Here is a 21,590-nt window from a genome sequence, read left to right as displayed (position 1 = left end):
TGCGTCACGGTCCGGGCGTTCCCGCTCGGCGATGGCGCGCTCGCTCCGCTTCGGTTCCGGGCGCGCGCGAGTAAGCTGGGCGCATGCCGACGATCCCGGTCGAGCCGCTGCTGCGCAACCTCTTCGCGATCTATCTCGGGCCGGGCGCTCCACCCGACGCGCGCTCGCTCCGGGCGCACGTCGAGCAGGAGCTCGGCTCGCTCGCCGAGCCGATCGGCGGCATCGCGCGGATGTTGATCGCGCGGCCCGAGCTGTTGACCGTCGACGTGCAGCCCGCGCGCGCGCTCCCCGCGCCGCCGCTCGAGATGATGCGCTACCTCGGCACCGGCGAGGACGAGATCGCGCGCATCGCGCGCGCGTCGCACGCCGCGATCGTCGCGGTCACGCTGCCGATCCTCCCCGGCTTCCCGGGATCGGCGCTCGCGCTCGCGGGCTCGCGCGCCGTCGCGAGCCTGCACGACGGCGTGATCCTCGACGTCGATCGACGGCGCGCGCTGCCTTCGAGCGACGTCGATCGGCCGGTCGACGCGCAGCCGCGCTTCGTCGCGACGCGCGATCTCATCCTGCCGGTCTCGCGCGGCGACGACGGGCTCGGCTGGATGACGACGCTCGGCATGCCCTCGTACGGCCTGCCGAACCTCTCGATGCGCGCGATCACGCCGGGCACCGAGCGACCCGTGCTCCAGCTCGTCAACGCCGTCGCGCAGGCGATCGTGGAGTCGCTCGAGCGCGAGGCGATCGACAAGCGCGGCAAGCTCGAGCGCGTGACGCTCGGTGAGACGATCACGATCGATCACGGCCACCTCGCGCGCGCGCGCGGCCAGTCGGCGCCGAACGATCGCGGTCGCGGCGCATCGATCGGGCTGCGCCTCGCGCCCGCGGGACAGCACGAGCCCTTCCTCGAGCTCGTCGCGCCGCCCGGTGTGCGCGACGACGTGTGGGCGTCGCGCGCGCTCGACGCGCTGCTCGGTGCGCCGAAGACGATGGGCGGCGCGTACGACGCGGACGCGATGGAGGCCGCGCATCGCGAGGCGGTCGCGACGCTCCCGCGCGCGCGCGAGCGCTTCTCCGCGGGCCTCGACGTGCACGAGGCGCTCTACGTGAAGCACGGCTTCGACGACCGGAAGGGCGGCCGCGAGTACATGTGGATCGCGGTCACGTCGTGGCGTGGTGATCGCATCGAGGGGCGCCTCGCGAACCACTCGACGAACCGCATCGATCTGCGCGCGGGCGTGAGCGTGTCGATCGCCGAAGGCGACGTGTACGACTGGATGCTCGCGGGTGCGGGCGGCGTCATCGAGGGTGGCTTCACGAGCAAGGTGAGCGGCGCCTGAGCGGCCGCTCCAAGCCGTCGCAACGCCGCGATCCAACGCTTGCGCCTGCACGCGTGAGCCCCCAACCTCGCCGCATGTCGCGCATCGCCCAGGCCTTCGAGCGTGCTGCCGCGGAGAAGCGGCCCGCGCTGATCACGTATCTCTGCGCCGGCGATCCCGACCTCGCGTCCACGCCCGATCTGATCGTCGCGATCGCCGAGGCCGGCGCCGACGTGATCGAGCTCGGCGTGCCGTTCAGTGATCCCACCGCCGACGGTCCGGTGATCCAGCGCGCGAGCGAGCGCGCGCTGCGCGCGGGCACGACGCTCTCGGGCGTGCTCGATGCGGTGCGCGCGGCGCGTGCGCGGACGAGCGTCCCGATCCTGCTCTTCGGTTACTACAACCCGCTCGCGGCGCGCGGCGAGGCGAAGGTCGCGCGCGAGGCGAAGGACGCGGGCGCCGACGGATTCCTCGTCGTCGATCTCCCGCCCGAGGAGGCGCCGGCGCTGCGCGATCACGTGGTCGCGCTCGGGCTCGACTGGGTGCCGCTGGTCGCGCCGACGAGCACGCCCGCGCGCGTCGCGCGCGCCGCGGAGGTCGCGACGTCGTTCGTCTACGTCATCTCGGTCGCGGGCGTGACGGGCGCAGGGCACGCGGATCTCGAGGTCGCCGCGAAGCGCGCGGCCGAGGTGCGCACCGCGACGGGCCACAAGGTCGCGCTCGGCTTCGGCATCAAGACCGCCGACGACGCGCGCCGCGCGGCGCCCCACGTCGACGGCATCGTCGTCGGCAGCGCGCTGGTGACCGCGATCGCCGAGCGAGGCGTCGCCGGCGCGAGCGAGCTCGTCCGCTCTCTTCGCAGCACGCTCGGCTGACTTCCCGCGTCGAGCCCCGGACCGCGGCCGAGCAGCGCCTCCGTACACGTTCTCGTTCTCGTGAGACGTGCACGTGTACGTGCTCCGCCGTTTCATCGACGCCATCGATGCCTCCCTGACGAGCCATCGACCCGGTCGATACCTCGCTCCGGCCCGTCGATGTGGGCCATGCGGCACCTCGACGCTCCCGCACCGGGCCTCTAGAACGTCGCTCCACATGTCCACGTCGCTGCCCGGTCGTTTCGGTCCCTTCGGCGGCCGCTTCGTCGCCGAGACCCTGATCCCCGCGCTGGACGACCTCGAGAGCGCCTACGCCGCCGCGCGCGCCGACGCGGCGTTCGAGGCGCGCCGGCTCGAGCTCCTCGCGCGCTGGGTGGGCCGACCGACGCCGCTCTTCTTCGCCGAGAACCTCTCGCGCGAGGTCGGCGCGCGCGTGTGGCTGAAGCGCGAGGACCTCTGCCACACCGGCGCTCACAAGGTGAACAACACCGTCGGTCAGGTCCTCCTCGCCAAGCGGATGGGCAAGCCGCGCGTCATCGCGGAGACCGGCGCGGGACAGCACGGCGTCGCGACCGCGACCGCGTGCGCGCTGCTCGGCCTGCGCTGCGAGGTGTTCATGGGCGCCGAGGACGTACGCCGTCAGTCGCCCAACGTGCAGCGCATGGAGCTGCTCGGCGCGAAGGTCGTCCCGGTCACGAGCGGCAGCGCGACGCTCAAGGACGCGATGAACGAGGCGATGCGCGACTGGGTCACGAACGTCGCGACCACGTACTACTGCGTGGGCTCGGTCGCGGGGCCGCATCCGTATCCCTCGATCGTGCGCGACTTCCAGCGCGTGATCGGCGACGAAGCGCGCGCGCAGATCCTCGCCGACGAGAACGTGCTGCCCGACGCGGTGGTGGCCGCGGTCGGCGGCGGCTCGAACGCGATGGGCATCTTCGCGGGATTCGTCGACGATCCGAGCGTGAAGCTCTTCGGCGTCGAGGCCGCGGGGCACGGGATCGCGAGCGGCAAGCACGCCGCGACGCTCACCGCGGGCAAGCCCGGCGTGCTCCACGGCATGCGCACCTACGTGCTGCAGGACGACGACGGACAGATCGTCGAGGCGCACTCGATCAGCGCGGGCCTCGACTATCCGGGCGTCGGGCCCGAGCACGCGTGGCTGCGCGACACCGGGCGCGCGCAGTACGTGAGCGTCGACGACGAAGAGGCGCTCGCCGGGTTCCAGCTGCTCGCGCGCACCGAGGGCATCCTGCCCGCGCTCGAGAGCAGCCACGCGATCGCGGCGCTGCACCCGATCGCGAAGCAGCTCGGCAAGGACGCGCGCATCGTCGTATCGCTGAGCGGCCGCGGCGACAAGGATCTGAACACGGTGCGCGACGCGCTCGCGGCGCGCGGCACGTCGCACTGAGCCCGCGGCTCATCCGCGACCGGTCCGTCGCGTCGGCGCGCGCGGACCGCGCGGCGCGAGCGACTGCGCGGCGGCCTTCGCGACGGCGTCGCGCACCTGATCGTCGGCGATCGTGATCAGCGACGCCGCGACCTGATCGGGCAGATCGGTCAGCGAGAGCGGCGCGATCGGCGGCGGCACCGGCTTGCTCGGCGGCTTCGGCGGGAGCGGGCCGACCTTGATGCGCACCTTCGTCGGATCGATGCCCGGCACCGCGCGCGAGAGCGCCTGCATCCACCCCGGCAGGAGCATCGAGATCTCCTGCGACCACGCGCTCGTCACCGCGTGGATCATCAGCGTGCCGCGATACAGCTTCGCGGGCCGCGCGTTGCGCGACACGCGCGGCGGCACGTGGCGCTCCCACCACGCGATCGCGCGCACCAGCCGCAGCTCGTCGGGCTCGTTCGACGGGTACACGCGCGGCACGAGCTCGGCGAGACTCGCGACGCCGTGCTGAGGACCTCTGCGTCGTCGTCGGGTGCGGCTCTGCATCGCGGAAATCGCAGCGAGCGTAGCACCGCGGTGCGATACGCTCGGTCGATGATCGATCGTCCCGAAGAGCTCGAGCGCCTCGCGCGCGCGCTCGCCGCCGCGCCGGCGATCGGTCTCGACACCGAGGGCGATGGCCTCTATCGCTACCGCACGCGCCTCTGCACGATGCAGATCGCGCACCCGCAGGGCGTCGCGCTGATCGACACGCTCGCGATCGTCGATCGTCGCGCGCTCGCGCCGATCCTCGGCGCGGCAGGGCCGGAGAAGGTGCTGCACGACTGCGCGTTCGACGCGCGCCTCCTCGCGCGCGAGGGGCTGCCGCTCGCGAACGTGTTCGACACCGCGGTCGCGGCGCGCTTCCTCGGCGAGCTCTCGACGGGGCTCTCGTCGCTGCTCGGCAAGCACCTCGGCGTGTCGATCGGCAAGGACCTGCAGCAGGCGGACTGGGGCAAGCGCCCGCTCGACGACGCGGAGCGCGCGTACCTCGAGCAAGACGTGCGGCACCTGCTCCCGCTCGCGTCGCTGCTGCGCGAGCGCTGCGCCGACGCGGAGATCCTCGAGGAGGTGCGCGTGGAGTCGGCGTGGGCCGCGAGCGCGAACGCCGAGCCCGAGGAAGAGCCCGGGCCCGCGTGGCTGCGCGTGAAGGGCGCCGGCGATCTGCGCACCGGCGCGCAGCGCGCGGTGCTGCGCGAGATCGCGGCGCTGCGCGAGCGCATCGCGCAGGACGAGGACGTGCCGCCGTTCCGCGTGCTGCCGAACCCGGTGCTGATCGTGATCGCGCGCAAGATGCCGCGCGATCGCGCGGCGCTCGACGCGATCCACGCGCTCGCGAAGCGGCCCGAGCTCGCGCCCGCGATCCTCGAAGCGGTCGCGCGCGGCCTCGACGCGCGCGAGGTGCCGCGCGACGAGCTCGATCTGCTGCGTCCTCCTGCGCCGCCCTTCGAGCAGCGCGAGCGTCGCAAGCGCATCGAGACGGCGCTCACGACGTGGCGCAAGGCCGAGGCCGACGCGCGCGGCGTGAACGTGCAGGTCGTGCTGCCGGGGCACTGCCTCCGCGATCTCGCGGGGCGCGCGCCCAGCGACGAGCGCGAGCTCCTCGACGTCCCCGGCTTCGGTGCGTGCCGCGTCGAGCGCTACGGGCGCGTGGTGATCCAGATCGTCAAGGGAGCTTGACCATCCGCTAGAGGGCGCGTCGCGCCTCGATCAGCGCCGCGAGCGCGGCCTCGCGCGTCGCGTAGATGTTCGCGTCGGCGCCGTGCAGCACGCGGCTCGTGTTGACGCTCGTCGCGGTCCAGCGGTCCGCGCCGTAGCGAACCGACTGCCGCGCGTGCTTGGCGAGGATGCGCGCGCGCATCTCGCCGAAGCGCCGGCTCGCGGCCGGGAGCACGCGCAGCCCCGAGAGATCGATCAGCAGATCGATCCCGCCGCCGAACCGCGCGAGGTCCACGTCGACGCGCCGGGTCCACTCGTCGACGTCCGCGTCGTCCTGCAGGACCACGTCGCGAAAGCGCGCCTCCACGATCACCGGCGTGCCGTCGGCGGGCACCGGCGTGAAGCGGATCGACCAGCGCGCGCGCTCGTCAGGCATCGGTCGGCAGCGCGGCGAGGAACGCTGCGACGATCGCCGCGGTCTCGCGCGGGCGCTCGTTCGGCAGGTAGTGCCCCGGCCCCGGAAGGTGCACGAGGGTGCCGCGCGCGATCGGATCCACGACCGTCGCGCGCAGGAACTCCGGCGGCAGGAACGGATCGTCGCACGCGACGCAGAGCACCGGCGCGCGCACGGCGGCGAGCTCGTGCGCGAAGCCACCGGCGCGCCACGAGTCGAAGCCTTCGCGGATCGCGGCGTCGCTCGTCTGGAGGGAGTGCTCGAGCAGGCGCTCGCGGCTCGCCTCCGAGAGGTCCTTGCACGCCGCGCCGAGGATGCCCGTCTGCTTTGCGCGGTCGCCGGCGCACGTCGAGAAGAGCTCGACCACCTCGGGCGGGAGCGGGATGCCCGACGCGGGCACCGGCGAGAGCAGCACCACGCCGAGCACGCGATCGGGGTGGCGCGCCGCGAGGAGCTGGGCGAGCTGACCGCCCATGCTGTGCCCGACGATCGCGAACCGCGATGCGCCCACCGCATCCGCGACCGCGATCAGATCCTCGGCGTGCTGCTCGATCCCGTGCCCCTGCGAGGGTCGATCGGACGCGCCCGTGCCTCGCAGATCCGGGAGGATCCACCGCTGGTCGCGCGGCTGCATCGCCTCGAGCATCTCGTCCCAGACGCTGCTCGAGACCATCCACCCGTGCACGAACAGCACGGGCAGGCGCCCTTCGCCGATCGTCCGCACCGAGAGCTCGTGACCGTCGCTCGTTCGTACCCGCATCGTGACTTCCCCCATCGAGAACGAAGGGGATCATTGTCACCGAACGCGGCCCTGGTAGGCCAGCGTTTACTCGCGCTTCGAGCGACGCGACATCAGCCGCTCGATGACGCCGGTCGGCGTGAGCTTGCCGTCGAGCGCGTCCGCGAGCGCCTCGATGATCGGCACCTCGATCCCGCGGCGCATCGCGTGGCGCTGCACGCGTCGCGCGATGGTCACGCCCTCGATGTACGCGCCCGCGTGCTCGCCCGCCTGCTGCAGGGTCAGCCCGCGTCCCAGCGCGCGCCCGAGCTCGAGCTCGGGGCGCTCGTCGCCCGCGACCGCCGCGATCAGATCGCCGTAGCCCGCGACGCCCGCGAACGTGCGATCGTCGGCGCCCAGCGACACGCCGATGCGCGCGGTCTCGACCATCCCGCGCGTCGCGAGGATCGCGAGCGCCGCTGGGTTGATCCCCATCTCCTGCGCGTAGCCGATCGCGAGCGCGAGGAGCCCGACGAGCGCCGCGCTCACCTCGACGCCGACGACGTCCTCGGTCTGATAGAGGCGCAGCGTCGGTCCCGCGATCGCTTCGCGCAGCGCGTCCGCGACCTCGGGGAAGCCGGTGCCCACGATGCCGCCTCCGGGCACACCCTCCGCGATCGACTTCGCAGAGATCGGCCCCGCGAGGCATCCCACGCGACGCGCCGGCGTCAGCTCGCGCAGCACGCGGCTCACCGTGCGCAGCTCCTCGCCGACGAGACCGCGGCTGACGTGCACGAGCAGGTGCCGCCCGTCGAGGTGCCTGCCGAGCTGCTCCGCGACCTTCGCGACGTGCATCGAGGGCACCGACACGAAGATCAGCTCGCAGCGCCCGAGCGCGGCGATATCGCGCGTCGGCTCGATGCGCTCGCCGACCTCGCCGTCGCGCCGGCTCCACAGCGTCGCGGTCCGCCCGTTGCGCGCGATCGCGCGCGCGAGCCCGACGCCGAAGCCGCCTCCTCCGATCACTCCGATGGGCGTGCTCATCGATCTCCTCCAAGCGAGCCAGTCACGTGCACCGTTCGGCGCGAGCGCGAAGCGCATCGCAGCGCCACGCGCTGCGGCCGGGGTACGGGGGCGGAGCCCCCGGGGGAATCAGCCCAGCCGAGCGATCTCCCGCGCCGCCGCGAGATCGCCTTCGCCCGCGACGCGCTCCGCGTAGGGCACGAGGCGGTTCTGGTAGTAGAGCAACATCGTCGGGTCCTCGGCGGTGATCTGCCCGTCGTGCTCGATCACGATCGTGCGCCGGTGGTAGCCGTTCCACGCGGCGAACACGCGATCGATCAGCGTCGTCGCGTCCCCGCGATCCGCGAGCTCGCTGAGGTGCACCTCGCCGCGCGACGCGAGATCACGCAGCCGCTCGCGCATCTGCCCGACCTCGCGCGCGAGATCGTCGCGACGCACGGTGACCTCGCCGCGATGGCGCAGCCGACCGAACAGATCGACCCCCGGCGTCGCGCGCACGAGCCGCCGGAACAGCGCGTGCGCGACGATCTGCGTCGACATCAGCACGGTGTCGCGCTCGAACTCGCCGACCAGCACCTGCCCCATCTCGCGCGTGTACTCGGCGTCGCGCCGCGGCTCGATCGTGGGCACGCCGCGGAACTGCACGTAGGTGCCGGGATCGATCACGCGCCCGTCGGGCGTCAGCGAGCCACCGTCGTCGTCGACCGCGTTGCCGAACGGATCGAGCGGGCGCCCGAAGCGGATCACGCACGCGCTCTCCATCTGCGCGACGCGCCGGAAGAACGCGAGCCAGCGATCGAGCTGCGAGAACTCGTCGTCCTCGATGATGTAGCGCGCCTTGCCGGCTTCCTTCAGCCAGTCCTCGACGAGCGTCTCGGCCTCGAGCACGAGCCCGTAGTTGATCGTCGTCGGCACGAAGAACACGGGCCGCGCGATGCCGCGCACGCGGTTGCGCGAGAACGCCTCGATCGCGGTGCCCGCGAGGCCGAGCTTCAGCTTGCGCTCGAGCATCCCCGAGCGGCTGCGCGTGCCGCCCGGGAAGAAGAGCGAGTGGTACCCGCGCTCGATCATCACGCACGAGTACGTCTTCAGCACGTCCTTGTAGAGCGCCGCGCGGATGCGGCGATCCACGCGGTACGCGCCGAGGTTGTGCATGAAGAAGCTGATGATCGGGTTCGTGAAGAGGTTCTTGCCCGCGCCGTACACGACGGGCGGGAGTCCCTCGCGCATCAGCGCGTACCCGAGCGCGATCGAGTCGAGGTTCGACGAGTGCGTCGGGACGAACACCAGCGTGCCGCGCTTCGCGAGGCGCTTCAGGCGATCGATGTCGCCCTCGGTGCGCAGCATCTCGTCGACGACGTGCGTGCCGCTCGCCATCGTCATGAGATCCTCGGGCAGCGCCGACGGCTTCATCACGCCGGTGAGCAGCGGCGGCACCGCGCGCGTGGCGAACTGGTAGATGCGCGGATCGAAGTTGCCCGCGATGTCCCACGCCATGCGCTCGCAGATGAGCCGGAGCGTCTCCTTCTTCTCGCTCTCGCTCATGCGGCCGACGCGGCGCATCGTGCCGCGCCAGAAGCCGAGCGAGTCGCGCGCCTCGTCGTCGCGCTGCGACTCGAGCCGCTTCACCTCTTCGTGCGCGACCTCGTTGAGCACGTACTCGAGCGGGCGCTGCTCGTGCACGTGACGCTCGACGCAGCGGCGCGTGACCTCGCGGATGATGTCGTCGCGCTCGCTGTTGAACCAGAAGATCGTCGGATCGTCCGGCGCTGGAACGTAGGGCGTGAGCCGTGGAAGCCGGATCGGCCGGGTCAGAAGGTGCTTCACCGTGCGCACGGGGCTCTTCGCCACGACGTCGACTCCTCCGCTCGTCGCGCCCGGAGAGCGTGGCGCGGACGGGCGCATCATACGCGGGCCCGGGCGCCTTGCGACGATCTCGCGCGTCAGCTCGCGATCGCGAGCATCATCGCGACCAGCCCGAGGACACGCAGGAGCCCCACGATCAGGCCGAAGCCCGCGGCGACGTAGACCCACGTCGCGACGCTGCCGGGCGTCATCCGGTCGGACGTGCGCGCCGCCACGAGCGCGCCCGCGCCGACGAAGACCGCCGGGACTGCCGTGTACAGGCCCGCGAAGCACGAGACGAACGCGAGCAGCGCGGCGCTCGACGCGGCGCCCGAGATGGCCGCTGTCGAGCGCGCCTGGCCGGCCCTCAGGTCCGCTCGATCGACGCAGCCGCGGCACACGGGCCGGCCCTGGTCGTCGAGCTCCGCGGTCGCGACGTCGATCGCGACTCCACAAGCACCGCATGATCCCGCTGGGAGCGTCATGCGCGCGTTCATACGCGAGGCGAGGCGCTCATGCGAGCAGACCGGCGAGCGCGAGATGAGGCGCACGCGCCGCGACGCGCCCATCGCGCCGGAGCGCGAGCGGCACCGACGCGATCACGATCCACGGCGCGACGACTGGGAGCGCGAGGATCGCGAGGATCGCGCGCCACGGGCGCGGCGGCGCCACCGCGAGCCCCGCGGCGCGCATCCCGGGCGACGCTCCGCGCGCGAGCAGCGCGATGAGGACCGCGAGCGCGATCGCCGGGGCCACGCGGGCGAGCGCGTCGGAGAGCGCGAGCGACTCGATCGCATGCGGCAGCGTGATCGCGATCGCGAGCAGTGCGCCGAGGACGAGCACGTCGATCACGCTCGCGAGGAGCCATCGCGACGGAGCGCCGGCCCTCGGCTCGCCCGCGGATCCGACGAGCGAAGCCGCGATCACGATCAACGCCGCCGCGACCTCCGCGGAACGCCGCGTCGTCGAGCGCGCCGACTCCACCGCCACGTACGCCGCGTCGCTGCGCGCCGCGTCGTACTCTGCGCTCCCCAATCGCGCGCGCTCCGCGCTCCACCCCGCGCGCGCCGACTCGTACGACACCACCGCGATCGCGACCACGACGATCGCGATCAGCGCACCGCCGATCGCGATCGCCCGCGCGACCTCAGCGCGACGGCTCATCGAGCAGCGCGAGCAGGTCCTTGTGGAACAGCCCGTTCGACGCGACCGCGCCGCCGCCGAAGATCGTCGGCTGTCCGTCGAAGCTCGTCAGCACGCCGCCCGCTTCGTGCACCAGCACCGACGCCGCGCACACGTCCCACGGCATCACCGCGGGGTCGATCATCGCGTCGACCTGGCCGCGCAGCAGGCGGCGATAACCGTCGAAGTCACCGAACCCGCGCTGCGACTCGGTGCGCTCTCCGAGCCGCTGCAGCGCGGGCACCATCGCGGCGCCCGTGAACTGCTGGAGCGTGCCGTGCGAGATCGTCGCGTCCTCGAGCTTGCCGACGCGCGAGACCGCGAGCGGGCGCCCGTTGCCCCACGCGCCGTCGCCGCGCACCGCCCAGAAGAGATCCTCCGCCGCCGGCATGTACGCGATGCCGAGCACCGGGTGCCCGTCCGCGAGCAGCCCGAGCAGCACCGACCACGTCTCGGTGCCACGCACGAACGCGCGTGTGCCGTCGATCGGGTCGAGCACCCAGCGCATGCCCGCGGTCTCGGGGCCGCTCTCGCCGGTCTCCTCGCCGAGGAACGCGGTGTCGGGATAACGGCGCCGCAAGAAGCCCGAGAGGCGCTCCTCCACCGCGCGATCGGCCTCGGTCACCGGGGATCGATCGGGCTTGCGCTCGACGCGCGTGCGATCGGTCCAGCGGATCATCCCCGCTTCGTACATCCGCCGCGCCGCGTCGCCGGCGACGAGCACCTCGTCGATCAGCTCGGCGAGCGCGCGCCGTCCGCCGATGCGATCGAGATCGAATCCCCCCTTGCTCATGGTCGACGGAATCGCACGCGGGCCCCGCGTCGTGCAACCCTCCGCGCGCCGTCGATCACCGATGGACCACGGCCGGCACGACCCGCGGCGTGTGCGCGCGCGCCAGCGATCCGAACCCGTCGATGCGCGCCTGGGCGCGCCATCGCGCGTAGCGCACGAGCCGCACGCGCCCGCCCGCGTTGCCCTCGATCGTGTGCAGCGTCTCGCCGTCGACGCGCTGCACGATCGCGCTGTGGCCCCACGTCGGCGTGGAGATGCGCACGTAGTCGCCGGGCTGCGGCACGAACGAGCTCCACTCGCGATCGGCGCGCGAGACGTAGGCGCCCCGGCGATCGAACCAACGCCGGATCGACGTGTTCGTCGGCAGCAGCCACCCACCGCGGCTCCCTCCCGTGAAGGGCACGCCCGCGGCGCGATACACCCACGAGACGAAGTCGCTGCACCAGAGCGCGTCCGCGCGCACGTGCGACGCGAGCGCGCCCGGATCGCCGCGTCGCGCGCGACCGACGCTCGCGAGATCGTGGTCCACCTCGCCGAGCGCGATCTCGACCGCGCGCACCGCGCTCGAGGGCGACCACGCGGGCGCGCGGCGATGCGCGCGGACGCACTCGAGCTCGACCGCGTCGAAGCCCTCGTCGCACGCGCAGAACGCCTCGTCCCGCTCCGAGGTGCAGAGCCCGTGCAGGCTGCACGTCACGCCCGCACACGGCCCCTGGGCGCGCGCGGTGCTCGGGAGCAGCGCGAGCATCAGGACGAGCGCGGCGCGGGGCGTCACGAGCGGTCGGACGTACGAGCGGCGCGATCGATTTCCGCGCCCGCTCCCGACGCGCTCACGTCGTCGGTGACCGCCGCTCGAAGCGCGCGCCGAGGCGCTTCGCGAGCGCGCGAGAGAGCCGGTTGAACGCGCTCTGGGGATCCTCGTCGCCGCCGAGCGCCGTCGCGTCGATCGTGCGCCCTTCGGGGAGCTGCAACACCGTGCGGTGAGCCCATCCGCCGCGACTCGCCGGCGTGCGGGTGTGGACCTCGTGTGCATGCGTCAGCGAGCCCACCGGGATCTCCCAGTCGACCTTCTCCGCGAGCCGCGCGCCGAGCAGCACGCGCGCGCGACGGAGGCGCATCCCGTGCTCGTCGAGCTCGACGCGGACCTCCTCGCTGAACACGTAGTAGACGAGCGCGAAGAGCACGAGCGCGAGCGCGACCGGGATCGCGGCGAACAGCACGCCGCGCTCCCAGAGCGTGAGCACCGCGCTCACGGCCGGCAGACCGATGAACAGCGTCGCGCACCCGATGGCAGCGCGGCCGTCGGGCGGGCGGACGAAGCTCTGCGCGTCGCTCACGTTCACTCCCCGATCGTCGGCGTCTCGCCCGCGAGCGCCTCGAGCACGAAGCGCGTCGCGTCGGCGCGTCCTTCGTCGCTGCGCGTCGACACGAAGTGCCCGTCGACGCCGTCGGGCGGCGCGTACTGCCGCAGCCCGATGGTGCGCGTCGTGCCGCCCACGGTGACGTTCCCGCGCGCCGGCGACGCGATCGTCGGCAGCCCGATCGCGACGCGCTCCGGCAGCACCAGCGGCAGCGCCGCGCTGCGCGCGAACGCGCTCATCGTGCGCTCGGGCGAGTACGAGTCGCCGAGCCCGTAGGTCATGAAGATCTCGCGCCCCGTGTCGCCCTCGAAGGGCTCGCGCCACATGCGCCGTCCGAGGTTCACGGGATCGACGCGCTCGTAGAACGCCTGGACCAGCGCGAGGGCAGGGTGGTAGTCGCCGACCGCGAGGTTCCCCGCTCCGTCGGGATCGAGCAGCGCGATCGGGACCACGCGCGCGATGTTCACCGGCTCGGTCTTCGTCAGCAGCGACTCGGTGAGATCGCCGCCGAGCCCGCTGAACAGCACCGCGCGCACGCCGGGCTCCCAAGGCGCCATGAGCGACGCGTGGGTCGCGCCCTGGCTGTGCCCCCACACCACGATGCGCGACGCGTCGAAGTCGATCGTGTCGTCGGCGTGGCCCTCGGCGAAGCGCACGAGCGCCATCAGATCCGCGGCGCCCTGGAGCCACACGTCGCGCGCGGCGCGCGGGTTCGCGAAGTTGAACACGAGGTTCTCGGGATCGCGCGTCGAGCCGCCGCGACGCGCGCCGTGCTGCGGCATGTCGATCGCGATCATCGCCGCGCCCGCGCTCGCCCACGTCTCCGCGAGCGTGCCGACCGATCCCGTGAAGCTCCCGCCCGTGCCGTGCGCGGTGATCACGACCGGATATCCGCCCTCCGGACGCGCCGCGGTCGGGATCGTCATCACCATGCAGATCGGCTCTTCGCGCACGACGCTCGCGCTGCCGTCGCTCGCGAGCTCGATCCCGCCGCCGTCGTCGGGATCCTCGTAGGGCGCGGTGCCCGACTGGAAGATCGGCACCGTGATGCGCGCGTGGATCTCCGTGAACGCCGCGCTCGGCGCGCCGCATCGACGCTGATCGGTCCCGTCGTCGCACGGCGAGGTCACGCCCTCGCCGCACGTCGTCACGTCGCTCAGCGCAGGCACCGGGCGCGCGCGGATGACGTCGCGGAGCGCGGGCACGACGTGCTCGACGGTCTGCGTCGTGAACACCGCCGCGTTCAGGATCGTGCTCGCGTCGATCGCGCCCGACGCCGCGAACGCGCGCAGCGGCGCGTACGCGCTCCACGCGTGCGTCAGCGCGGCGTCGCTCGGCGCGGTGTCGCTCATCACCGCGTCGAAGTCCTCGTCGCGCTCGAACGCCGGTCCGCCCTCGGCCGCGGTGATGCCGCGGGTCAGGATCATCGCGTACGTCGTGCCGGGGCGAAGCGGATCGCCGTGCCCCGATCGGAACGCGACCCAGTCCGGGCAGATGTAGCGAGTGATCGGCCCGTACGTCGTGATCCACGCGAGCCCGCGATCCTGCCCGTACGTCGGCGAGCCCGGCGTGATGTCGACCCAGCGCACGTGGTCGCCGATCGACGCGCCGTCGTAGCCGCGCGAGAAGCGGAAGTAGATCACCGGGTTCGTCGCGAAGCCGTCGAGATCCTCTTCGCTCGCCGCGATGTGTCGCCCGAGCACGTCGACCGGCAGCGCGGTGCCCGGCGTCGGATGTCCGCTCAGATCGACGTGCCCGTCGCGACGGCGCACGTCGTTGGGGAACGGCAGGCGATGGAAGTCGCCGTCGTCGGCGGTGCCGCGCGGCACGCGGAAGTACGCGGTCGGCGTGCCCTCGTCGGTCTGGCACTGCACGCCGGGCCAATGCGGGATGCTCGGGATCTCGCCGCCGACACCGCCGTCGGCGGTGATCGCGGGCGGGCTCTGGCACGAGCGCGTCCCGCCGACGTCCAAGCACGAGAGGCCCGCGAGGCAGTCGCTCGTCGACGCGCACGCGTCGTTCAGATCGCCCGAGCCCGACGCGCGGCACCGCCCGCCGAAGCCCTCGATCGTGCACACGAGCCCGTGCGCGCACTCGCTCGTCGACGTGCAGTCCGCGCCGTCCTCGCCGGTGCCCGCGGGCGCGCAGACGCGGCGCGCATCGCAGTAGAGCGCGGGCCCGCAGTCGCCGGTGAGCGCGCAGACCGCGCCCTCGACGCCGAGGCCGCCGGGCTCGCACGTGCTGCCCTCGCCGCACACGAGCCCGGCGCGGCACTCGATCCCCGTCGTGCAGGGATCGCCTACGCCCGCGTCGCCGGGACGTGGGCCGCCGTCGGGGCGATCACCTTGGTCGAACAGCTCGCATCCGCTCAGCGCGAGCACGGCGAGGACGGCGAGCAGAGCGCGCGAGCGGAGCATGGGCGTTCTCCTTGGACAAAGGAAAGATCCGCCCAGAGGATATACGGAACCACGGCGGACGATCACGGCCGTCGCGCCATGATCGTCCGCCGGGCGATCACCGCACGCAGATCCCGATGCAGTCCGCGCCGCCGTGCTCGGGATCGCACTCGTCGCTCGGATCGTCGATGCAGCGCTCACCGTCCGGGCAGTCGAGGCCCGCGAACCCGCCGCACCAGTGTCGCGGCTCGCTCGCGCGCTCGCACACGCCGATGCAGTCGGCGCCGCCGTGCTCGGGATCGCAGTCGTCGGTGGGATCGTCGACGCACTCGTAGCCCTCGGGGCACGCGAAGCCCGCGAAGCCGCCGCACGCCGCGCCGGGCGTCGTCTCGCAGAGCCCGATGCAGTCGGCGCCGCCGTGCTCGGGGTCGCAGTCGTCGCTCGGATCGTCGACGCAGGTCTGCCCCTCGGGGCACGCCAAGCCCGCGAACCCTCCGCACTGCGCAGGGCCGCCGGGCTCGAGCTCGCAGACGCCGTGGCAGTCGGCGCCGCCGTGCTCGGGGTCGCAGTCGTCGCGCGTGTCGTCGACACACACGTGGCCCTCGGGGCAGGGCAGCCCGGCGAAGCCGCCGCACTGCGTCGGCTCGCTCGGCGCGGGCCGACAGAGCCCGATGCAGTCGGCGCCGCCGTGCGCGGGATCGCAGTCGTCGCTGGGATCGTCGACGCAGACCTCGCCCGCGTCGCACGCCGTCCCCGCGAACCCACCGCACGTGTCGCTCGCGCAGTCGGGATCCGGCCCCGCGCAGTGCGTGTCGCACGCGCCGTCGCCGTACCACCCCGCGGCCGCGCACACGTCGCACGTCGCACCGAGCCCGAGCCGCGCGCAGAGCGCGCGCGTGCGCGCTGCATCGCCGTGGGCCTCTGCTGCTTCCCGTTTCTGCAGCGTCGCGTCGCCCGAGCCTGCGGTGCTGCCGCACCCGATCGCGCCGAGCGCGGCGATCGCGAGTCCGAACCGAAGATGCCAAGAGCTCATGAGTCCCTCTCTGTCCGGTGCCGCTCGACCCCCGAGCGACACGACGCCCTCTCGCGCCGGCCGAGCTCGGCCGCGCGTTCGTCGAACCCGTCGATGTGCGCGGCTCAGCGCGCGTTCGCGATCAACGTCACCCCGCGCCGGCCCACCCGCGGCGCGATCGTCTCCACGTCGAGCGCGTCGACGTGGAGCGCGCCGTCGCCCGCGCGCAGCGCGATCTCGATCGTCTCCGACGCGCCCGCCGCGAGCGTGCCGCTCGTGTCCGTGACCACCTCGAACGCACCCTCCGGATCACGCAGCGCGATCGGCGCGAGACGGACCGTCTCGCTGCATCCGTTCTCGATGCGCAGCGTCGCGCGCTCGTCGTCGCCGACGTCGATCGCGTCGGGCGGATCGAGCCGCACGCACGTGTCGAGCGCCTCGCCCGGTGCCGCGAGCCCGTCCATCGTCACCACGCGATCGAGCGGCGCCGATCGCCCGCTCGGCGCCTCGATCCACAGCCGCACGCGACCTCCGTCGCGCGCCGACAGGTTCTCGCGCCGGAAGCTCCCGTCCGCCGCGACCGCGATGCGCACGACGGGCCGCGGCTGATCGAGCTCGAGGATCCACACCTCGCCCTCGGGCGGATCGACCGCGCCCGGCGCGCCGGTGATCGCGTACGAGATCTCGATGATCCCCGACACGACCTGCGCCGACACGTCGTTCGCGTCGAGCGCCGCCGGTGGGTTGCCCGTATCGGTCGGCGCGCACCCGAGCAGCGCCATCGCGATCACGATCCCCCCCGCCCGCATCACGCCGCCTCCGGAGGTCGCGTGAGCGGGAAGATCTGCACGCCGACGTGCACCACGTGCGTGCCTTCGTCCTCGAGGCTCGCGAGCGTGATGAGCTCTTGGCGGAACCGCTTCACGCGCTCGACGATGCGCTCGTATCCCGCGGCGCTCGTGCACAGCGTGATCGCCGACAGATTGCGCGTCGTGCCGGGCAGGTGATCGAGCGCCTCGCGCGCGCGCTCGAGCATCACGCGGTGATAGGACGCGAGGTGCACGCCGCGCGTCGCGTCCTCGGTCTTCACGACCCACTCGGCGGGCGCGAGCGTTCCGTCCTCGTGCTTCGTCAGCAGCGAGAGCGCGACCAGCGTCTCGAGCGCGCTCGCCGCCTGCTCGCGCGTGATCGGCGGCACCATGCGCTCCGCGATCCACCCGGGCTCGCCGCGGAACCCGGGGAGCATCGCCATCTCGCGGATCGCGGGGATGTACCACTGCGAGTAGTACGCGGCGTGGCGCTGATCGAGCGTCTGCGCCTTCCGATACCCGCGGTGCCCGGTGAGCCGCTGGTACGTGTCGGCGCGCTCCGCCGGCGTGCGCGCGTGGTTGAACGCGACGAGGTCGAGGAAGTACGCCGACTCGTCGTCCGGCAGCTTCATCGCGGCCGCGTAGCGCACGGCCATCTCCGCCGTGAGCCGCCGCTGTCCCTCGATGACGAGCTTCAGGTGGTTCGGCGAGCGCAGCCCCGCGCGACGCGAGAACAGGCGATACGAGAACCCGCGCCCGCGCTCCTTCTGCGCGACGTAGTAGTCGCCGAGGAACGCGCGATGATCGAGGTAGTCGTAGACGCTGATCTCCGCTGCTCTTCGGCGCGCCACGGGATCAGCATTGCTCGCCGGGGATCGCGATTCCAGATCGCGCGCCGAAGAAGCGTATGCGGCGCCGGATACACCTCACGGCGTCGGCGTGACGAGCAGCGCGCCGGGATCGCGCGCGACGCCGCCGATGCGCAGCTCGAGCTCGATCGGCGTCGCGCCCATCCGCGCGATCCACGCGCCGCGCTCGACGCGCGTCCCGACCTCGGCCGCGAGCACGCCGACCCCGACGTAGGCCGTGACCCATCCGTTGCGGTGCAGCAGCACGATCGACGGACCGCGCCCCGGCAGCTCGCCCGCGAACACGACGAGCCCGTCCGCGGCGGCACGCACCGCCGCGTCGGGCGCACCGACGAGCTGCATCGCGACGCGCGATGACCGGAACGCGCGCGCGACCGTTCCGTCGCGCACCGGGAAGAGCAGCGTCGAGAACACGCGCCCCTCGACGCGCGAGAGCATCGCGTCGCTCGCCGCGCGCGACAGCAGCCGGCGCGCGAGCGCGAGCGATCCCAGCTCGAGCCCGTCGAGCTCGCGCAGCACGGGCTCGGTCGGCGCGACCGGCGTGACGCTCGCCGTCGTCGCGACGGTCACCACGTCCTCGGGATGCGGCGCGAGCGGGGCCTCGATCGGGCGATCCTCCGCGGTCACTTCCTCGGGCGGCGCGACGCGCCCGCTCGCCGCCGCGCGCGTCGCGAGCCGCTGCACGAACGTCGGCCCGCCGTCGAAGAGCGCGGCGGGGTTCATCGCGCGTCCCTCGTGCCAGAGCTCGAAGTGCAGGTGCGGCCCCCGCGCGATCCCGGTGCGCCCCACCAGCGCGATGCGCTCGCCGCGCCGCACGCGATAGCCCGGCTGCACCGTGGTGCGCGCGTTGTGCGCGTAGAGCGAGACCCACCCGTTCGCGTGCACGATCAGCACGAGGTTCCCGTACCCGCGCACCCCGTTGTCGCTGTACGCGACGATCCCGTCCGCCGCCGCGCGCACCACCGTGCCCGGGTCCGCCGCGATGTCGATCCCGCGATGGATCAGATCGGGCCGCGTCGTGCGCACGTACCCGTAGCCGCGCACCCAGCGCCCGTCGTCGACCGGCCAGAGCAGCCGCGAAGGCTCGCGCCCGCGCGCCGCGGCGACCCACGCATCGAGCGGACGACCGTGCAGCAGCTGGTGCGCGCACTCGCGCGTGCCGAGCCCGAGCTCCTCCGCGCGCAGCTTCGACGCGCCGCGCGGGGTGGGCACGCGGCGCGGCCCGTCGCTGAAGCGCGAGTAGTCGAAGCGTCGCGGCGCGTGATCGTGCTCGTCCTCGAGGTCGGCGTCGCCGGTCGCGCTCTCGACGATCTCGCGCGCCTGATCGGCGGGATCGGGATCGGCGTGAGCCACGCCCGTAGCGCTCGCGATCCCCGCGATCATCACCCAGCACGACAGCCGCACCCACATGCCCCGATACCGACCAGACCCGGATCGATCGGTCAAAGAATCGGCGTGGAGGCCCTTCCGACGCGCTCCGGAGGCTTCCGACGTGCTCCGGGGGCTTCCGACGCGCTCCGGCGGCTTCCGACGCGGCTCGCCGAGGGCTTCCGACGCGCTCCGGGAGCTTCCGACGCGCTCCGGGAGCTTCCGACGCGCTCCGGGAGCTTCCGACGCGCGTCGATCCGGCGCTCCGGCCGCGCCGGAGGCCTCACGAGCCCGGCGGAAGCGCCCGGCGCGCGCCCCGCCGCTCCGCGCGCCCGAGGAACGGCCTCTCCGAGGCCGCGCGATACCCTCGCCGCGTGTCGTTGACGCCGCGTCGCGCGCGTGAGCAGGATGGCCTCGCATGTCGGCCACCGAGTCGATGATCCCGTTCTCGCAGTCGCCTCGCGGCGTCGCGCAGGCTCGCCTCGAAGCGCTCATCTCGCGCTTCGGCGATCGCATGGTGCGCATCGCGGAGGAGCTGCTCGGCGAAGAGCTCGACGCGCGCCTCGCGCGCATCCGCACGAGCTCGAACGAGGCCGGCGTCGATCCCTTCGGCTTCGATCCCGGCACCGCGCGCTACGTGCTCGCGCTCTCGGCGTTCCTGCACCGCTACTACTTCCGCACCGAGGTCCACGGGATCGATCGCATCCCCGAGGGACGCGTGCTCGTGATCGCGAACCACTCGGGCCAGATCCCGATGGACGGCGTGATGATCGGCACCTCGCTGATGCTCGACGCCGAGCCGCCGCGCTTCCCGCGATCGATGGTCGAGCGCTGGAGCGCCGAGCTCCCGTTCGTCTCGGTGCTCTTCCCGCGCTGCGGCCAGGTCGTGGGATCGCCCGACAACGCGCGCCGACTGCTCGATCAGGAAGAGGCGCTCATCGTCTTCCCCGAGGGCTCGCGCGGCATCTCGAAGACGTGGGATCAGCGCTACCAGCTCGTCGACTTCGGGCTCGGGTTCATGCGCCTCGCGCTCGAGACGAACACGCCGATCGTGCCGGTCGCGGTGATCGGCGGCGAGGAGCAGCTCCCGTCGGTCGCGAACATCCGCCCGCTCGCGCGCCTGCTCGGCATGCCCGCGTTCCCGGTGATCCCGCACGTGATGCTCGGCCTGCCGGTCCCGCTGCCCACGCGCTATCGCCTCTGGTTCGGCGAGCCGCTGCGCTTCGAGGGCGATCCCGACGACGACGACGCGGTGATCGAGGCGAAGGTCGCGGTGGTGAAGCAGTCGATCCAGTCGGCGCTCCACCAGGGGCTCAAGGAGCGCAAAAGCATCTTCTGGTGAGCTTCCGAGCGGTTGCGCTCGCTCTCTCCCACACCTTGACGAAGCCGCGCGCGCGTACTCTTCTTCGCCCCGTCATGACGCGCGCCTCGCTTCGGATCCTGGCCGTTCTCCTTCTCGCGGGCTGTGGGGGCGGCACGCAATCCACGCTGCCCGACGAGTCGGGGGACGACACGGGCGGCATGTCTCGTCGCATCGTCGACATGCCGACGGGCCTGGGCGGCACCCAGTGGCGCTGGATCGAAGCGCACTGCACCGAGGGCCCGCTCGATCTCGCGTCGCGCGGCTTCTCGCAGGAGCTGCGCATCGAGCAGGACGGCGAGTCGATCCTGCTCACGTACGACCAGACCTTCGCCAACGAAGAGTGCTCGCAGACGGTCGTGCAGCGCGTCTCGCCGCCCGAGCAGCCGGGCGAGCTCCGCATGGAGGAGGTCGCGCGCGTCACCGTGCCGTCGACCGAGGCGTGCTTCGGTCGTCCCGAGCAGCCGCGCCCGGGCGAGGTGCGCCGGAGCGGTCAGCTGCTCGAGGTGCTCGTGCAGCGCTCGAACTGGTGCAACGGGTTCGAGGTGCGGATGGTCTACGCGCCCGCGACGCCCGACGAGCTCGAGAACGCCGAGATCGTGCGTCGCTGGGTCGCGCACTACGGCCGCGGGGACGCGGAGCGCATCGCGCGGCTGTTCGCGGAGACGGGCTCGCTGCTCGAGCCGTTCACCGAGACGCAGACCGGAGATCCCTATCGCCACGACGGCCGCGAGGCGGTGCGCACGTGGTTCGCCGAGACGTTCGCGACCGCCCCCTGGCGAGCGATGCGCATCGTGTCGATGCAGCCGGGCGAACAGCCCAACACGATGGTGGTCGAGTGGGAGTACATGGATCCGCGGCTCGCGGAGCCGCTGCGCGGGCGCAGCCGGTTCACCCTCGCGGCGGGCGAGATCTTCGAGGCGCAGCTCGAGCTGCTGGGCGCGCCCGTGCTCGCGCCCGAGGGCGGCGCGGCCGCGCCCGCGACGAGTGGATGAGCACCAGGCGATCTCGTGACCCGGGGGGTTCGCGTGAACGAGTTCAAGCGTCCGAGCGCGCGCGCACCGCGGGGGAGCGGAGCGTCGACCGAGAGCGGGCCGGGAACGATCCCGGCCCCGAGC

The 21,590-nt window shown here is 73.0% G+C and carries 21 protein-coding genes; 6 read left to right on the top strand and 15 right to left on the bottom strand.

The window, feature by feature from the left end; all coding sequences use genetic code 11:
• Positions 1-83: 83 nt before the first annotated feature.
• From DB32_RS27910 to trpB, 3 genes are all read left to right on the top strand, one after another.
• On the top strand, positions 84-1,334 hold the full coding sequence (locus tag DB32_RS27910) for a DUF2314 domain-containing protein (protein WP_053235685.1): 1,251 nt from the start codon (positions 84-86) through the stop codon (positions 1,332-1,334).
• Between the two features lie 74 nt (positions 1,335-1,408).
• Positions 1,409-2,188 (top strand): tryptophan synthase subunit alpha, encoded by a 780-nt coding sequence (trpA, locus tag DB32_RS27905; protein ID WP_053235684.1) that lies wholly within the window; start codon positions 1,409-1,411, stop codon positions 2,186-2,188.
• A 217-nt stretch (positions 2,189-2,405) separates the two neighbouring features.
• Positions 2,406-3,599 (top strand): tryptophan synthase subunit beta, encoded by a 1,194-nt coding sequence (gene trpB, locus DB32_RS27900; RefSeq protein WP_053235683.1) that lies wholly within the window; start codon positions 2,406-2,408, stop codon positions 3,597-3,599.
• Positions 3,600-3,608: 9 nt separating this feature from the next.
• On the opposite strand, the gene DB32_RS27895 is transcribed toward trpB, so the two are convergent.
• Positions 3,609-4,055, bottom strand: coding sequence for a DciA family protein (locus DB32_RS27895; protein WP_169791583.1), 447 nt, complete (start codon positions 4,053-4,055; stop codon positions 3,609-3,611).
• Between the two features lie 123 nt (positions 4,056-4,178).
• On the opposite strand from DB32_RS27895, the gene DB32_RS27890 reads away from it, so the two are divergent.
• Entirely contained in the window at positions 4,179-5,303 is a 1,125-nt protein-coding gene (locus tag DB32_RS27890; RefSeq protein WP_053235681.1) for a ribonuclease D, read from the top strand.
• Between the two features lie 7 nt (positions 5,304-5,310).
• Here the strand turns inward: DB32_RS27890 and DB32_RS27885 are convergent, their stop codons facing one another.
• The 14 genes from DB32_RS27885 to DB32_RS27820 all read right to left on the bottom strand — a co-directional run bounded on the left by DB32_RS27885 (position 5,311) and on the right by DB32_RS27820 (position 19,154).
• Entirely contained in the window at positions 5,311-5,718 is a 408-nt protein-coding gene (locus DB32_RS27885; RefSeq protein ID WP_083457855.1) for a hypothetical protein, read from the bottom strand.
• Positions 5,711-6,496 carry an alpha/beta fold hydrolase gene (locus DB32_RS27880; RefSeq protein ID WP_053238981.1) on the bottom strand — a complete coding sequence of 262 codons (786 nt, stop codon included), beginning with the start codon at positions 6,494-6,496 and terminating at the stop codon, positions 5,711-5,713. The genes DB32_RS27885 and DB32_RS27880 overlap by 8 nt, the downstream gene beginning before the upstream one ends.
• A gap of 66 nt (positions 6,497-6,562) precedes the next feature.
• Entirely contained in the window at positions 6,563-7,498 is a 936-nt protein-coding gene (locus tag DB32_RS27875) for an NAD(P)-binding domain-containing protein (protein WP_075098044.1), read from the bottom strand.
• Positions 7,499-7,606: 108 nt separating this feature from the next.
• Complete coding sequence (locus tag DB32_RS27870) at positions 7,607-9,328, bottom strand: 1-acyl-sn-glycerol-3-phosphate acyltransferase (RefSeq protein WP_169791582.1); 1,722 nt, start codon at positions 9,326-9,328, stop codon at positions 7,607-7,609.
• Between the two features lie 92 nt (positions 9,329-9,420).
• Positions 9,421-9,807, bottom strand: a complete 387-nt coding sequence (locus DB32_RS47195; RefSeq protein ID WP_157069471.1) for a hypothetical protein — start codon at positions 9,805-9,807, stop codon at positions 9,421-9,423.
• A 28-nt stretch (positions 9,808-9,835) separates the two neighbouring features.
• Positions 9,836-10,486, bottom strand: coding sequence for an RDD family protein (locus tag DB32_RS27860; RefSeq protein WP_053235677.1), 651 nt, complete (start codon positions 10,484-10,486; stop codon positions 9,836-9,838).
• Positions 10,470-11,297 (bottom strand): inositol monophosphatase family protein, encoded by an 828-nt coding sequence (locus DB32_RS27855; RefSeq protein ID WP_053235676.1) that lies wholly within the window; start codon positions 11,295-11,297, stop codon positions 10,470-10,472. Before DB32_RS27855 ends, DB32_RS27860 begins: the two co-directional genes overlap by 17 nt.
• Before the next feature lie 55 nt (positions 11,298-11,352).
• On the bottom strand, positions 11,353-12,072 hold the full coding sequence (locus DB32_RS27850; RefSeq protein WP_053235675.1) for a CHAP domain-containing protein: 720 nt from the start codon (positions 12,070-12,072) through the stop codon (positions 11,353-11,355).
• 55 nt (positions 12,073-12,127) lie between these two features.
• Complete coding sequence (locus DB32_RS48600) at positions 12,128-12,634, bottom strand: hypothetical protein (RefSeq protein WP_169791581.1); 507 nt, start codon at positions 12,632-12,634, stop codon at positions 12,128-12,130.
• Positions 12,635-12,636: 2 nt separating this feature from the next.
• The gene (locus DB32_RS27840; protein WP_053235673.1) at positions 12,637-15,075 is read right to left on the bottom strand and encodes an alpha/beta fold hydrolase; all 2,439 of its coding nucleotides are present in this window, start codon (positions 15,073-15,075) and stop codon (positions 12,637-12,639) included.
• 97 nt (positions 15,076-15,172) lie between these two features.
• Entirely contained in the window at positions 15,173-16,087 is a 915-nt protein-coding gene (locus DB32_RS49170; RefSeq protein ID WP_053235672.1) for a hypothetical protein, read from the bottom strand.
• 104 nt (positions 16,088-16,191) lie between these two features.
• Positions 16,192-16,875 carry a hypothetical protein gene (locus DB32_RS27830; protein WP_053235671.1) on the bottom strand — a complete coding sequence of 228 codons (684 nt, stop codon included), beginning with the start codon at positions 16,873-16,875 and terminating at the stop codon, positions 16,192-16,194.
• Entirely contained in the window at positions 16,875-17,726 is an 852-nt protein-coding gene (locus DB32_RS27825; RefSeq protein ID WP_053235670.1) for a TIGR02147 family protein, read from the bottom strand. Before DB32_RS27825 ends, DB32_RS27830 begins: the two co-directional genes overlap by 1 nt.
• Positions 17,727-17,801: 75 nt before the next feature.
• Positions 17,802-19,154 (bottom strand): M23 family metallopeptidase, encoded by a 1,353-nt coding sequence (locus DB32_RS27820; RefSeq protein ID WP_053235669.1) that lies wholly within the window; start codon positions 19,152-19,154, stop codon positions 17,802-17,804.
• 376 nt (positions 19,155-19,530) lie between these two features.
• Between DB32_RS27820 and DB32_RS27815 the strand changes: the two genes are divergently transcribed.
• Complete coding sequence (locus DB32_RS27815) at positions 19,531-20,454, top strand: lysophospholipid acyltransferase family protein (RefSeq protein ID WP_053235668.1); 924 nt, start codon at positions 19,531-19,533, stop codon at positions 20,452-20,454.
• A gap of 179 nt (positions 20,455-20,633) precedes the next feature.
• The gene (locus DB32_RS27810) at positions 20,634-21,467 is read left to right on the top strand and encodes a nuclear transport factor 2 family protein (RefSeq protein ID WP_169791580.1); all 834 of its coding nucleotides are present in this window, start codon (positions 20,634-20,636) and stop codon (positions 21,465-21,467) included.
• The last annotated feature ends 123 nt before the right edge of the window (positions 21,468-21,590 follow it).

This window comes from Sandaracinus amylolyticus (genome assembly GCF_000737325.1).
GTDB classification, from domain to species: Bacteria; Myxococcota_A; Polyangia; order Polyangiales; family Sandaracinaceae; genus Sandaracinus; species Sandaracinus amylolyticus.
This window is presented reverse-complemented; position numbering and strand designations above follow the sequence as displayed.